Genomic DNA, 13,774 nt, shown 5'->3' on the forward strand with positions numbered 1-13,774 from the left:
CGAAGCGGAAGGAGCGAAAAAGATACCGTGTCATACATCAAATTCATGAACATATACAAGGCGGTCAGCCGTCAAAGTCGGACTTTTTTCTCTGCCGGGATCGACAATTTCGCCCCCGGCGAGAAGAATCGGTGTAACGGTAAAATTTGCTTTTCCGATCGTTAACGGTCAGTAACCAAGACGACCGTCGAGAATGCCGGGACGGAGATGTACGACCCCGCTCGCACCACCGGTCCCTCTCCTTCCGCGATGAAGTCTTTCGGCGAGTCGGCGGCCGTGTCGATGGCACACCGCCACTTCCGGTTCGACGGCGAGGGGGGGATCTGAAAGCGGATCGCCTCGTGATAGGAGTTCACGGCGACGTAGAAATCGACGTCCGGGTCGTAGTCGGCCTCCCCTTCGCGGCCGGTGAACCGGCCGTCGATGGTGTAAGCCAACGTCCGCGAGTAGTGGCCGAAGTCCGGCTCGAACGGCTTGACGCCGTGCCACTCGATGTCGAACAGCGGTTTGTCGTCGTTCGGCAGGGCCGGCACGCGGGGCTTTCGACTGGTGGCGGACGCCTTGACCCGCCCGCTGTCGTCCAGCTTTCCGGCTTCGCTCGGCCGCACGGGGCCGCTGGCCGGGAACGGGCCGACAGGGGCCGAGCCCCATTCTTGCGGATCGACTTCGCCGCGGAAGAACCGCCGCCGCCGTAGGGCCGGGTGCCGCCGGCGGAACCAGATCAGTTCCTTGACGAACCGCAAGAAGTCGCGGTTCGTTTTCTCCAGTTCCCAGTCCACCCAACTGATCTCGTTGTCGTGGCACCAGGCGTTGTTGTTCCCCTTCTGCGTCCGCAGGAACTCGTCGCCGGCCAAGAGCATCGGCACCCCCTGCGAGAGCATGAGCGTGACCATGAGATTCTTCCCCTGCCGCTGACGCAGGTGAGTGACGAGCGGGTCGTCGCTCGGCCCCTCGGCCCCGCAGTTCCAGGAGTAGTTCTCGTTCGACCCGTCGCGGTTCTGTTCGCCGTTCAGTTCGTTGTGCTTGCCGTTGTAGCTGAGCAGGTCGTTGAGCGTGAACCCGTCGTGGGCGGTGATGAAGTTCACCGAGTGCTTCGGCAGGCGGCCGTTCCACTGGTAGATGTCGGCGCTGCCGCACAGCCGCGCCGCGAGGGGGCCGGTCATGCCGAGTTCGCCGCGCCAGAACCGGCGGACGTCGTCGCGGTACTTGCCGTTCCACTCGCTCCACCGGCGGCCGAACGGGAAGTTCCCCACCTGATAAAGCCCCGCCGCGTCCCACGGCTCGGCGATGAGTTTGCAATCGGCCAGCACGCCGTCCTCGGCGATCATTTCGATCACCGGCGGGTCGACCAGCACGTTGCCCTTGCTGTCCCGGCCGAGGATACTCGCGAGGTCGAACCGGAAGCCGTCCACGTGCATGTGCCCGCCCCAGTACCGCAGGCAGGTCAGAAGCAGGTCGCGGACGACCGGGTGGTTACAGTTGACCGTGTTCCCGCACCCGGAGTAATTCAAGTACCGGCCGTGGTCGTCGAGCAGGTAGTACAGTTCGTTGTCGAGGCCGCGGTAGCTGTACGTGCGGCCGCGGTCGTCCCCCTCGCCGGTGTGGTTGAAGACAACGTCGAGGATGACTTCGATGCCGGCCTTGTGGAAGGCCTTCACCATGTCGCGGAACTCGGCGATCTGCCCGTGCTCGCCGGCCGACGCGGCGTAGGCCGCCTTCGGGGCGGCGAACGCGATGCTGTTGTACCCCCAGAAGTTCGTCATCTTCTCGCCCGTCTTCGGGTTGACGAACGGGCAGTCGCACTCGTCGAACTCGTGGATCGGCAGCAACTCGACGGCCGTCACGCCGAGCCACTGGAGGTACGGAATCTTCTCGACCAGGCCGGCGAACGTGCCGGGGTTGGCGACCATCGACGACGGGTGGCAGGTGAACCCGCGGACGTGGACCTCGTAAATGACGCTGTCTTCGTAGGCCGTCAGCGGCGGGGCGTCTTCGCCCCAGTCGTACTCCTTCGCCCGGTGGTAGAGGGCACGGCGGCTGGTCCGCTCGGGGTCGGTTTCGCACGTGTCGGCCCACTTCGCCCCGCCGGAAATCATGGTGGCGGCCGGGTCGAGCAAAATGCGGCTCGGGTCGAAGCGGTGCTTGGTGCCGGACGGGCCGTCGACGCGCCACCCGTAGGTGAACGTGTCGGGCAGGTCGTGGACGCGGACGTGCCAGTGGTCGCCGGTGCGGTTCTTGCGGCCGTCGAGGCGGAATTCCATCAGCGGCTTTTTGCCGCCCTGTTCGGGGAGGATGACGAGGCGGACGTCGGTGCCGTGCCGACAGAGGAGGACGAAGTTGACCCCGTCCGGCGTGGGGCTAACTCCCAGGGGGAGCGGTCGGCCTCGACTGATCGGAAAGTCCGGCATGTCGCGCCACCTGAAAAGGGGAACAGCCTGATCTGACGTTACGCGATTCGCGGGGGAAGACAAGCCGAACATGCCCCGGCGTGCCGGGCGGCATCGGGTGCGGGGTGGAGCTGCGACACCCGGCTCGCGCACCCGAACGAGCCGTCACCCCGCCGGCGGCTTGCTGATCTTGTTCGGGCCTTTGCCGACGACCTTCTCGTACTTGCCGTTGTCGCTCTTGACGTACTTCGTGAACCCCATCCGGTCGAGGTTCTTGTCGGACAGGTTCGCCTTCGCGTTGTTCGCCGTCCACGTCTTCGGCGCGTTGGCCGTCGTGAACAGCCGCTTGACCGGCAGCCCGGTCTCCGGGTGCGTCGTCAGCACCGAGTCGGACATCGTCTGGATGACTTCGAAGATTTCGCCGGTATCGTCAGCGGTGACGACCTGATAGTGGTAGATGGGCATGTGTGCATCCGAAAGAAGAGTTGGCCGCAAATGAACACAGACGAACACGGATCAAGCCAAGACCGAAATTCATTTCTCAAGCCGGAGCCACGTCAGGTCTTCAGAAATGAATTCGGCCTCTGTTTGTGTTCGTCCGTGTTCATCTGTGGCTAATTACTTGCATTCTACCCCTTCAACTCTTCGCGCACCTTCTCCAGTAGCGCCTTCGTCGCCTTGATACCTTCCGGCTCGCCGATCTTGCCGCCCTCGTACTCGATGCCGACGAAGCCGTGGTACTTGTGCTTCTTTACCACCAACTCCATCATCTTGTGGTAGTCGGTGTGCGTTTCCTCGCCCTTCGCGTCGAAATCGTGCGTCTTGGCGCTCACGCCCTTCGCGAACGGCATCAGTTCGTCCACGCCCTTGTAGCGGTCGTAGCTGGCGGGCTGGCCTTCGATCTTGCCGATGTTGAAGTTGCCGAAGTCGGGCAGAGTGCCACAGTTCGGCCGGTTCACGAGCTTCATCACGCCGGACAACCACTCGCCGTTGCTGGACAGGCCGCCGTGGTTCTCGACGATCACGTTCAGGCCGAACGTCTCGCCGACCGTGCTGAGCTTCGTCAGCCCGTCCGCGGCGAGTTTCTGCGTTTCCGCGAACCCCTTCTTCCAGTCGCTCGCCGCGTTCACCCGGATGCTGTGGCAGCCGAGGAACTTCGCCCACTCCAGCCACCGCTTGTGGTTGTCCACGGCCTGCGTCCGCTTCTTCTCGTCGGGGTCGCCGAGGTTCCCCTCGCCGTCGCACATGATGAGGACGCTGGTCACGCCGTTGTCGTCAGCGACCTTCTTCAAGTCCTTCAGGAAGGCGTCGTCCTTCTTCTTGTCCTTGTAGAACTGGTTGACGTACTCGACGCCCTCGATGCCGTATTCCTTCTTCGCGATTTCCGCGAACTTGAGTGCCTCGAGCTTTTTGCCGAAGAACGCCCGGTTGAGCGACCACTGGGCCAGCGAAATTTTGAACACCGGCGTCGTGGTCTGGGCCACGACGAGACGCGGGGCGGCGGCCACGACGGCACTCGCGCCGGCCACTTGGAGGAAAGAACGACGGGAAAGCATGGAGAAGTCTCCGAGAAGAGTTTCGGGGTGGGAAGCGAGGTGATTCTAGTCGCGGCCGGCGAACAAGGAAGCACGAAAGTTCTTGTCCCGACCGCACGAGATTCCCGTTTGAGATGGCAGATGGCAAGAGATTATCAGACAGATGACAACCTACGATTGGAATATCGTCTACTCGTAATTGCTCGCCAAAGTATTGTGAAGATCTGCTGAAACTCTCCAGGAACCCTATTCTCTCCTCTGGCGGAAGGCGAAGACCTTCCTGACAATTGGCCTTGCCCCCACGGGCGTCCGCCAGCCCGCGTTCCGAGGTCGCTTTATGTGGTTATGGGATAGTGTCTCCACCCTGCCGATCCTACCGCTCGTATTCTTCGCAATCGCCCTGGCCGTCGCCTTCGGGTTCGAGTTCATCAACGGCTTCCACGACACGGCTAACGCCGTCACCACCGTCATCTACACCCGCACCCTGCCGGCGACCCCGGCCGTCGTCTACTCCGGGGTGATGAACTTCCTCGGCGTCATCACCGCCGGCACCGGCGTCGCCTTCGGCGTCGTCAACTTGCTCCCGGTCGACCTCCTGATCGACCGGGCCGGTTCGCCGGCCGCGCTTCTCATGGTGTTGTCGCTGCTCCTCGCCGGCGTGGCCTGGAACCTCGGCACGTGGTACGTCGGCCTGCCGGTCAGCAGTTCGCACACGCTCATCGGCAGTATCCTCGGCGTCGGCCTGGCCAACAGCCTGCTCGAAGGCAAGGGCCTCAACGGCGTGTCGTGGGACAAGGCCATCCAGACGTTCATGTTCCTGTTCATCACGCCGCTGATCGGGTTCGTGTCGGCGATGATCCTCTTGTTCACCCTGAAGCGGTTCGTACGGACGCCGCGGTTGTACAAGCCGCCGGAAGGCGACGACCGCCCGCCGGGTTGGATTCGTACCATCCTGATCGCCACGTGCGGCGGTGTGAGCTTCGCCCACGGGTCGAACGACGGCCAGAAGGGGATGGGCTTGCTCGTCCTGGTGCTGCTCGGTTTCCTGCCGTTCCACTACGCCCTCGACACGGCCAAGCCGGACCGGGCGAGGGAAGTCCGCGAGGCCCTGCCGGCCGCACGGGAGCGCATTCCGGCCGAGAAGATGAACTCGAAGTTGGAGAAAGACTTCGCCACGGCCCAGCAGTTGATCGACGGCAAGGACTCGTTCACCGACCTCGAACCCGAAGATCGTTGGAAGTGTCGGCAGGCCCTGTACCGGATCTCGAAGGCGCTCCCGAAGGACGAACCGGAGGGCGGTCCGCGGGCGACGCTGACGAAGGCGGTCGAGTTCGTGCCGCTGTGGGTGAAGATTTGCACGGCGTTCGCCCTCGGAATCGGCACGATGGTCGGGTACAGGCGGATCGTCGTCACCGTGGCCGAGCGGGTCGGCAAACAACACCTGACGTACGCGCAGGGGGCCGTGGCAGAGTTCGTGGCCGCCATGACCATCTACGGGGCAGACATGGTTAACGCCCCGGTGAGCACCACGCAAATCTTGACGAGCGGTGTCGCCGGCACGATGGTCGCCAACGGGACCGGCGTGCAACCGAGCACCGTCCGCAAGATCTTGCTCGCCTGGCTCATGACCCTGCCGGCCACAACGCTGCTCGCCGGCACGCTGTTCGCGATCGGCCGACTGTTCGTGTAGTTCGAAACTCTGGTTAATCGACCCAGCCGTGACCGGCACAGGTCGGGCAGACAATTGTCTTCGCCCGACCTGTGCCGGCATCCGTTCCGAACGACCAAAACCGGTTCCCGAGGCAACGGTCGCAAGTGGCCGCCCCAAACGGACGAGGCGGGAGCAATTCGAACAGGCCTGCTATTCCGGTTTTCTTCGCGCCAACAACGATAACGCAGACGGCCTCGTCCGGCGTAGCCTCACGAACTGGTTCGCCCGACCATTCTCGGGTGTCGAGGAGCACCCGACCGTCAGCCGTCAAATAACTGGCCGGTCCGAAGCCGGGATCGAGTAAAAAAGCATCCTCGCTCACGGTCACGTCATCGCTATAGCCGCGGGCCGATTGCACCGCCCGGAGTTGCGCGAGTAAGGTGTGGGGGATTTGAAACCGCACGAGTTCTATCCTTCGTGAGTGCCTGTTACGGCAACCCTAACGGCCGACCGGACCACCGGCAACGTCGAACCGATTGCATTAACGAAACAAGCCCCGGCGATATGTCGCCGGGGCTTGTTGGTGTTCGGTAAATCGAACCGACCGGGTTCGTGAACGGCCTCTCCCCTCCGTTCACGAAACCCGGTCAGTTAGTGCGAAAGTCGTGTCGACCCGGATGACTAACGGCCTCTCCCCTCCGTTAACCACCCGCTCGATTTGACTCGTGCGAAAGTATCTATTGCACCCGTCGCGCCAATCGCCGACGGGCCGTCGAAATTTCTCGCGAACCGCTCGCGTTCGCCTGAGTTCCTAGCGGTTTCCGCGGCTCAAGTTTTTTTCGAACGGCGAACCAACGTCCTCGAAACTCCGCCCGCGCTGCCGAAGGCGTTTGCAGTTCGTGCTGCATCCCCGAACATTCGCCCGGAACCACGTCCCGGGCGAGTGAATTTCTCGACTTTCCCGATCGACTTACCGAAGGGAATAGAGGACTTCGTTGTCCGCGAAGCGCCCACCGCCTACCATGCCAGAAGACCCACGGACCCCGAACGGACCCGACCGATGGCCACCGACCTGCGCGTGAAGGAAACCGAGCTTCAGACCGTCACCGAGCAGTTGGTGGACTCGTACACCGCGTGTAGCCGCCTGAACCACCTTGGCCACGAGCCGCTGCCGAGCCGCGAGGCCGTCGCCGAGATCATCTCCGACCTGCAAGAAATCCTCTACCCCGGCTACGGCAAGCGGCAGAACCTGCACATCGGCAACATCACCTTCTACGTCGGCAGCCTCGTCGATTCCCTGCACGACCGGCTGACGGAGCAGGTCGCCCGCGCCCTCCGGCACGACCTGAAGGCCGAGTCGCCGCACACCGACTTCCACGCGCTCGCGCAGAAGAAAGCAGTCGAACTCCTGCGGCGGCTGGCGGACGTGCGGCTGACGCTCGAACGCGACGTGGAGGCGGCCTTCCGCGGCGATCCGGCGGCCAAGAGCCACCACGAGATCATCTTCTGCTACCCCGGCTTGGAAGCGATCACGATTTACCGCGTCGCGCACCAACTGCACGCGCTCGGCGTGCCGTACATCCCGCGGATGATGACGGAACACGCCCACGCGAAGACCGGCATCGACATCCACCCCGGCGCGCACATCGGCCCTGGCTTCTTCATCGACCACGGCACGGGCGTCGTCATCGGCGAGACGTGCGACATCGGCGAGTGCGTGAAGCTCTACCAGGGCGTGACACTCGGCGCGCTGAGTTTCGAGCGGACCGACGGCGGCGAACTGTTGCACGGCTCGTACAAGCGGCACCCGACGCTGAAGGACAACGTGGTGGTGTACGCGAACGCGACGATCCTGGGCGGCCTGACGACGATCGGCGAGCGGGCGGTGATCGGGTCGAACACGTGGATCACGGAAAGCGTGCCGCCGGACACGACGGTCGTGCTGGAGAAGCCGAAGCTCCGGGTGAAGGGCAGCAAAGCCCCCGCCCACACAGAAGCCGAGGCGAGCATGTACTTCATCTGACATCTTTGACGAGCGGGGGCGTCAGCCCCTGATTCTCGAATCGCAAGCACTTAGTGCTGCACCAACGGCGAGCGGCCCGGCGTGAGCGGGCCATGTCTGGTACTCGCAGACACGGCCCGCTCACGCCGGGCCGCTCGCCGTTGATTTCCGAGGGTGTCGTTGTCGTCCGAGAATCAGGGGGCTGACGCCCCCGCTCGCCAAGATCGTTGTTACCCCATTCGCGACTTCAGCTCCGCGTCCACAGCGTCGAGGTACCCTTCCGTCGTCAGGTACGGCGTCTTGTCGCTGATGAGTATGGCCAGGTCCTTCGTCATCTTGCCGCTCTCGACCATGTCCACGCAGACCTTCTCCACTGTCTCCGCGAACGTCACCAACTCCGGCGTGCCGTCCATCTTGCCGCGGTAGATCAGGCCGCGGGTCCAGGCGTAGATCGACGCGATCGGGTTCGTGCTCGTCTTCTTCCCCTTCTGGTGTTCGCGGTAGTGCCGCGTGACGGTGCCGTGGGCGGCCTCGGCTTCCACCGTTTTGCCGTCCGGCGTCGTCAGCACGCTCGTCATCAGGCCGAGCGAGCCATAACCCTGCGCGACCGTGTCACTCTGCACGTCGCCGTCGTAGTTCTTGCACGCCCAGAGGTAGCCGCCGGCCCACTTCATGTTGGCGGCCACCATGTCGTCGATCAGGCGGTGTTCGTAGGTCAGTTTCTTCGCGTCGAACTTCGCCTTGAACTCGGCGTCGAACACCTCATGGAAGAGGTTCTTGAACCGGCCGTCGTAGATCTTGAGGATCGTGTTCTTCGTGCTGAGGTACACGGAGTAGTCGCGGCCGAGGCCGTAGTTGAAGCACGCGCGGGCGAAGCCCTTGATGGAGTTGTCGAGGTTGTACATCGCGAGCGTGACGCCGGCGCTGGGGGCCTTGAAGACTTCTTTCTCAATGGTCGGCCCGCCGTCGGCCGGGGTGTACGTCAGCTTCACCGTGCCGGCACCGGGGAACAGGATTTCGCTCGCCTTGTACTGATCGCCGAACCCGTGGCGGGCGACGACGACGGGCTTGTCCCAGTGGCCGACGAGCCGCGGCACGTTCTTGCACACGATCGGCTCGCGGAAAATGGTGCCGTCGAGGATGTTCCGGATCGTGCCGTTGGGCGACGGGTACATCCGCTTCAGGTTGAACTCTTTCACCCGCGCCTCGTCCGGCGTGATGGTCGCGCACTTGACGGCCACGCCGTACTGCTTGGTCGCCTCGGCCGACTCGAACGTGACCTTGTCGTCGGTGCGGTCACGTTCCTCGATGCCCAGGTCGAAATACTTCAGGTCGATGTCGAGGTACGGCAGGATCAACTTCTCGCGGATCTTCTGCCAGATGATGCGGGTCATCTCATCGCCGTCCATCTCGACGACGGGATTCTTGACTTTGATCTTGGCCACGGGAGTACTCCGGGTGAGGTTCGCGGGAAAGGAGATAGAGTAGGCGAACGCGGGAGCGATGAACAGAAGTGAGAGCTACTCGGCCGCCGGTGGGGAGGGATCCTCCTTGGCGACCGTGAGCTTGACGCCGGCTTCTTGGCTCTGCCGAATGACCTGCCAGACTTTCGAGAGTTGCTCGACCCACTTCGCCGGGTCGAACTTGGGGGGCTGGCCGGTCTTCTCCGCTTGCTCGGCTACTTTACCGAGAGCATCTTCGATGGCCTCTCGGGCATTCTCTTCGATCTTTTCACTGATCGGGCTGCGGCGAACAGACTCTACCTCTGTAACTAACGAAGGTGCGAGAACAGCGGTTCCGATTGCGGGGGTACGCTGCCCGTCTTCGAGGGCTTGCCGAACGATGCGGAGGATCGACTCGTCATCGGCCTCATTGCGAGGGATGAGTGTGACCTTCAATCGGCGGCCGGGTCGGCTGGTGTCGCTCATGCCACGGGGCAACCCACGGGAATTGGTACCGGGGCCGTAAAGTCCACCGGCGTTTGCACGGCCAAACCGTGCCCCCCGCCGGCGATGTCCAATGAACTAAGCGCGGCGGCCAGTTCCCTGGCCCAGGCAATCGCTTCGTCGTTCGTCATGTCGTCGGGCACGTGGAATTCGAAAACGAGTTCTTGAAGCGGCTTCTCGGGCAGGGGCCATCCCGTCGGGCGCCTGTCAGGCCAGACAGGCCCGAACACGGACGCAGGAACGGGGGTTGTATCTGTAAACGCATTTGCGACGGCGAGGCCTTGGACAGTCGTGAAGTCCGATCTGATAGTATCGGCGTTAGCGGCGGCTCTGGCGGCGGCTCTGGCGGCGGCTCTGACGGCGGCGACGGTACTGGCGTTGGCGTTGGCGTTGGCGTTGGCAGCAGTGGCGGCGGATCTGGCGGCGGCGGCGGCGTTGGCAGCAGCGTCGTCGGCGGCTCGGACGGTGGCGGTAACGGTGGCGGAGTTGGCGGCGTCAACGGCTCTGGCGGCAGTGGCGTCAGCGGCTCTGGCGGCGGCGGCGGTATATTCCGCTACGCTAATCGCTTTCTCGATTGCCGTTAAATGTCCCTCAGAGGCCTCACGCCAAAAGTGTTTGACGAGTGGCAAGACTCTTCGCGCGCAGCGTGCCGCAAACGCGATTTGGGCCCATCGCGGGAGTCGCCGGATTTCGTCCGCGTTCGGGACGACCGATGTCAAACTGGGGTGAGAGAGGTCCACATATTGCAACGTGCCGAACTCCTCACCTTTGCGTGCGGCACCCCGAAGTTTGGTCACCAATGAAATGAGAATCTCAACCCGCGTTTCATCGTACTTCGCCAACTCGGCTTCACTCGTCTGGTCCATACGCTCAATGATCTGATCGGCACTCCGTTCAAACCGCCGCACGGCCCGGAGTAGAAACCCCGCGAACAACAACGAGACGCACAGATTGAATGCGATTCCGACCCACATGATGAGCGTCTTTACCCTTGGAGTTTCTTACTGAGCGTCCCGATTTCCTTCCGCAACTTCTCTACCTCGGTTGTGAGGCTTGCAATTTGATCGTCCTTGGCCTTCAAGAGTTGGTGATCCTTCTCAGTCAGCGCCTTTTGCGAATCCTGAAATCGCTTGAGTTCGGCATCGCGATCCTCCCGTGTTTCCTTCCGCAGTCGTCCTTCCCGGTCTTGCAAGTCCTTCCGGAGTTTATCGGCCCCTTGTTCCAGCCGGATTTCTTTTTCTCGCACTCGCTTCTCGGCATACCAAATTGCCAGACCGATGACGACGACCATCGGGAACTGACGGAGGATCTCGATCAACCAATCCGGCATCGCGGCACCCGGGCGAGGAATAGTGCATCGGCCGTACTGTATTAGACGCCAACTCTTCGTCTCCGACAAGCCCATAGCCCTGCGGCTGGAAATTCCCGAAACCGACCATACCCCTACTTTGGTCTGTCGCGACCGCCGGCTGCAGTCCGTTCAGTCCTTTTTCGGAACCCTCCCATGAGTACATCTCTCCCACTGCTGCTGTTGCTCGCCGCTGGCAGTTCCGCCGCCCCACCGCCGGTGAAAAGCCCGGACCTCGCGAAACCGATCGAATTGATGCTACCGTCGGCCCCGGACGACGCCGTTCTCGCCGGCAACGGCCAGTACATCGCCTTCACCTGTCCGGAAGCGAAGCAGATCGCGGTCGTCGATGTCACCGCCGGCACGATCGCCAAGACGATCCCCTTCACCGAAGAGGACGTGCGAACCGTCGGCACCCTGAGTCGGCTGTTCGTCTACACGCCCCGGGCGCGGTCCTTCCAGGGGTACAAGGTCGGCAAGTTCGAGGAGGACGACAAACCCAAGTTCCTGCCGGCGACGGCCCCCAACGAGGGCATCGGCAGTCTGGTCGCGGCTCCCGGCGTGGACGGACTTGTCATCTTGCAATTCCCGAAGGCCAAGCTCACCGCCGGCTTCGGCATCTTCCAGCCGAAGCCGGGCTTCGGTGCTCTGAACTGGAGCCACTTCGGACCGACGAACGCCTGGGGGCCGGTGGAGCTGCGCATCTCGCACACCGGGACGCTGCTCGTCGGCTGGGGCGGCGGGTACGCCGGCCTGGAGGCGGCCGTCATCCGCGGCGTCCGGGCGGACGTCTGGGAGGACCAGTACAAGTACGGCCCGGTGCCGTGGGCGATGCCGTCGGCCGACGGGCAGTACATCTACCTATCCGCCGGCCAACTGACGCGAACGATGACCTTCGCCGGCGGCCAGAAAAAGGACCAGCCGTACACGTTCCCGGCCGTCGATCCCGGCTTCTACCTCACCGCACCGGCCTCCGAGGCTCTGGCCGAAGGGAAGGGCGACCGCCCGGTCACGCGGAACAGCCACGGTAGCGGGGCGATGCGAGAAGTGACGCTCTACACGGCGGACAACCAACAGGTCGTGAGCGTGAAGGCCGACGTTCTGAACGTGAAAATGGACCTGCCGCCGGAAAAGCGAGTCTTCTTCTACAACGCCGCGAGCATGCTGGTGAGGGTCGGCGGGCCGAAGAAGACGACCGTGAAGTTGGAACGGCTGAGCCTAAAGGACGAACTCGACAAGGCCGGCGGCGACTACCTGGTGGTGGCGTCGGCACCGACGACGGCGACGCGGAACAACAAGTTCACGTACCCGCTGACGGTGCTCTCGAAGAAGGGCGGCGTGACCGCGAAACTCGACCGCGGCCCGGCCGGGATGAAGGTGTCCGGGACGACGCTCACGTGGGACGTGCCCTTCGGGTTCAAGGACCGGTACGCCTCGTTCCAGGTCAGCGTCTCGGACGCCAGCGGCAAGACGGTCCTCCACCTGGGGCAACTCGTCATCCTGAACCCGTAACGGGAAGCGACCGGCGGGGTCTACCCATTCGAACTCGTCCCGAGCCGTCGCGAGCTTGGAAAGCAATTTTGTGATCCCTAAACACCGCACCCCCGGTGGGAGTGCCACCGGGGGTGCGGGAATCGGACGGGACCCGATTTTGAACTTACGCCTTCTTCGTCAGCTTGCGACGAAGGCCGAGGACCGGCAGGGCGGCGAGGGCCAGGAAGACGGCCGGCGGGGCCGGGACGTCGTTCGTCGGCGGGGGCGGAACTTCTTGCACAACGCTGACGTTGCCGATGATGAAGTCGGCCGACGACTTGCTGGCGAGAGCGCCGCTCGGGTCTTGGTTCAGCAGGACTTCGAAGCCGGTAACGGCCGCGAGGTTCACGCCCGAGAAGGCGGACAGGCTCGTGGTGTACGTCCCGGGGCCGGCCGTCGCGAGACCGCTGATGGTCGCGGTGTTGGTACCGTCCGTAATGCGGAACGAGTACGGCACGCCGAGGTCGGAGTTGCTGAAGTTCACCGACAGGGCGTTCACGCCGGTCGTCGTGAAGTCGGCCGGGGCCGAGAAGCTGTAGGCGAGGGTCGCCACCGCGGTCGAGTTGGCCGCGGTGCTGACTTCGAAGCTACCCGCACCGATGGTGCCGCTCGCGGCGTTCGGCGAGAGACCGGTGGTGACGGACACGGTAGCCGAGCGGGTCACCGAGACGCCGAGCGTCGGCGGCGTGCCGAGGTTGGTCGTCAGGTTGAACGGGTTCCCGTTCTGGGCGGTAATTTGGTAGAAGGTTCCCGTGGTCGGCTGGGAGAAGTCGTCCAGCACGAAGTCAGCCTTCGCCTGGCCGACGGCTCCGACAACAAAAGCGGCGATGGCGACGACGGCCCGCCGGAAGCTTAAAGCACGCACAAAAGTCACGTTGAGACTCCTTGCAGCAACGAGTACTTCGGCAACCGCAATAGTTGCCGGACGATGCGGTGGAGACGATCCAGAAACTCCCGTCGATCGCAACGGGCGGGCCGCACGGTTCGGCAACGAGTACCGAACGAATTTCATCTGGGGTAGGATAACTAGACCGACAAACAGAAGCAATGAGAAATTCCGCCTCTAACGATTCTGTCGATTATCTGCGGGCGTCGAAAGGTATTGCAACAGTAATGCCCGTTCGGGACCGGGACAGAATATTCACTGAAATTCCGAATGTTGACGTCTGTATTTCGGTCAATCTGGCACGGAAAATGGCGAACTGGGTTGTTACCGGAAGCTAGCACGATTGGCGACGGCTCAACAGATTTTGTCAAATTGCTTCTGAAACAATAATTCCCGTCCCCGTTGGCCTGATTCCCGGCAATCACGAAAAATCCGACACCACGCAAAATAATTTGCATCCGCGCTCAAATTTGTCCCGCCTTGTCA

At 62.9% G+C, this 13,774-nt stretch carries 11 protein-coding genes; 3 read left to right on the forward strand and 8 right to left on the reverse strand.

Annotation, left to right across the window (positions count from 1 at the left end; translation table 11 throughout):
- Positions 1 to 161: 161 nt before the first annotated feature.
- The 3 genes from glgX to PX52LOC_RS05345 all read right to left on the reverse strand — a co-directional run bounded on the left by glgX (position 162) and on the right by PX52LOC_RS05345 (position 3,943).
- Positions 162 to 2,408 (reverse strand): glycogen debranching protein GlgX, encoded by a 2,247-nt coding sequence (gene glgX, locus PX52LOC_RS05335; RefSeq protein WP_149109118.1) that lies wholly within the window; start codon positions 2,406 to 2,408, stop codon positions 162 to 164.
- 144 nt (positions 2,409 to 2,552) lie between these two features.
- Positions 2,553 to 2,852 carry an FmdB family zinc ribbon protein gene (locus PX52LOC_RS05340; RefSeq protein ID WP_149109119.1) on the reverse strand — a complete coding sequence of 100 codons (300 nt, stop codon included), beginning with the start codon at positions 2,850 to 2,852 and terminating at the stop codon, positions 2,553 to 2,555.
- Between the two features lie 164 nt (positions 2,853 to 3,016).
- A complete protein-coding gene (locus PX52LOC_RS05345; RefSeq protein WP_149109120.1) occupies positions 3,017 to 3,943 on the reverse strand; it encodes a sugar phosphate isomerase/epimerase family protein in 927 nt (308 codons plus the stop codon).
- Between the two features lie 316 nt (positions 3,944 to 4,259).
- Here PX52LOC_RS05345 and PX52LOC_RS05350 point away from each other — a divergent pair, with 316 nt between their 5' ends.
- Together PX52LOC_RS05350 and epsC are read left to right on the forward strand one after the other, a co-directional pair.
- Complete coding sequence (locus tag PX52LOC_RS05350) at positions 4,260 to 5,612, forward strand: inorganic phosphate transporter (RefSeq protein ID WP_149109121.1); 1,353 nt, start codon at positions 4,260 to 4,262, stop codon at positions 5,610 to 5,612.
- Positions 5,613 to 6,633: 1,021 nt separating this feature from the next.
- Complete coding sequence (epsC, locus tag PX52LOC_RS05355) at positions 6,634 to 7,596, forward strand: serine O-acetyltransferase EpsC (protein WP_149109122.1); 963 nt, start codon at positions 6,634 to 6,636, stop codon at positions 7,594 to 7,596.
- A 209-nt stretch (positions 7,597 to 7,805) separates the two neighbouring features.
- Here epsC and PX52LOC_RS05360 read toward each other — a convergent pair whose 3' ends face one another.
- From PX52LOC_RS05360 to PX52LOC_RS05375, 4 genes are all read right to left on the reverse strand, one after another.
- Entirely contained in the window at positions 7,806 to 9,020 is a 1,215-nt protein-coding gene (locus PX52LOC_RS05360; RefSeq protein WP_149109123.1) for an NADP-dependent isocitrate dehydrogenase, read from the reverse strand.
- A gap of 75 nt (positions 9,021 to 9,095) precedes the next feature.
- A complete protein-coding gene (locus PX52LOC_RS05365) occupies positions 9,096 to 9,503 on the reverse strand; it encodes a hypothetical protein (RefSeq protein ID WP_149109124.1) in 408 nt (135 codons plus the stop codon).
- Complete coding sequence (locus tag PX52LOC_RS40255) at positions 9,500 to 10,495, reverse strand: hypothetical protein (RefSeq protein ID WP_168218816.1); 996 nt, start codon at positions 10,493 to 10,495, stop codon at positions 9,500 to 9,502. Before PX52LOC_RS40255 ends, PX52LOC_RS05365 begins: the two co-directional genes overlap by 4 nt.
- Positions 10,496 to 10,506: 11 nt before the next feature.
- Positions 10,507 to 10,851 (reverse strand): hypothetical protein, encoded by a 345-nt coding sequence (locus PX52LOC_RS05375; protein ID WP_149109125.1) that lies wholly within the window; start codon positions 10,849 to 10,851, stop codon positions 10,507 to 10,509.
- 174 nt (positions 10,852 to 11,025) lie between these two features.
- Here PX52LOC_RS05375 and PX52LOC_RS05380 point away from each other — a divergent pair, with 174 nt between their 5' ends.
- Positions 11,026 to 12,381 (forward strand): hypothetical protein, encoded by a 1,356-nt coding sequence (locus tag PX52LOC_RS05380; RefSeq protein WP_149109126.1) that lies wholly within the window; start codon positions 11,026 to 11,028, stop codon positions 12,379 to 12,381.
- A 145-nt stretch (positions 12,382 to 12,526) separates the two neighbouring features.
- Here PX52LOC_RS05380 and PX52LOC_RS05385 read toward each other — a convergent pair whose 3' ends face one another.
- Positions 12,527 to 13,276, reverse strand: a complete 750-nt coding sequence (locus tag PX52LOC_RS05385) for a hypothetical protein (RefSeq protein ID WP_149109127.1) — start codon at positions 13,274 to 13,276, stop codon at positions 12,527 to 12,529.
- Positions 13,277 to 13,774 lie beyond the last annotated feature (498 nt).

This window comes from Limnoglobus roseus (genome assembly GCF_008254045.1).
In the GTDB taxonomy this organism is placed as follows: Bacteria; Planctomycetota; Planctomycetia; order Gemmatales; family Gemmataceae; genus Limnoglobus; species Limnoglobus roseus.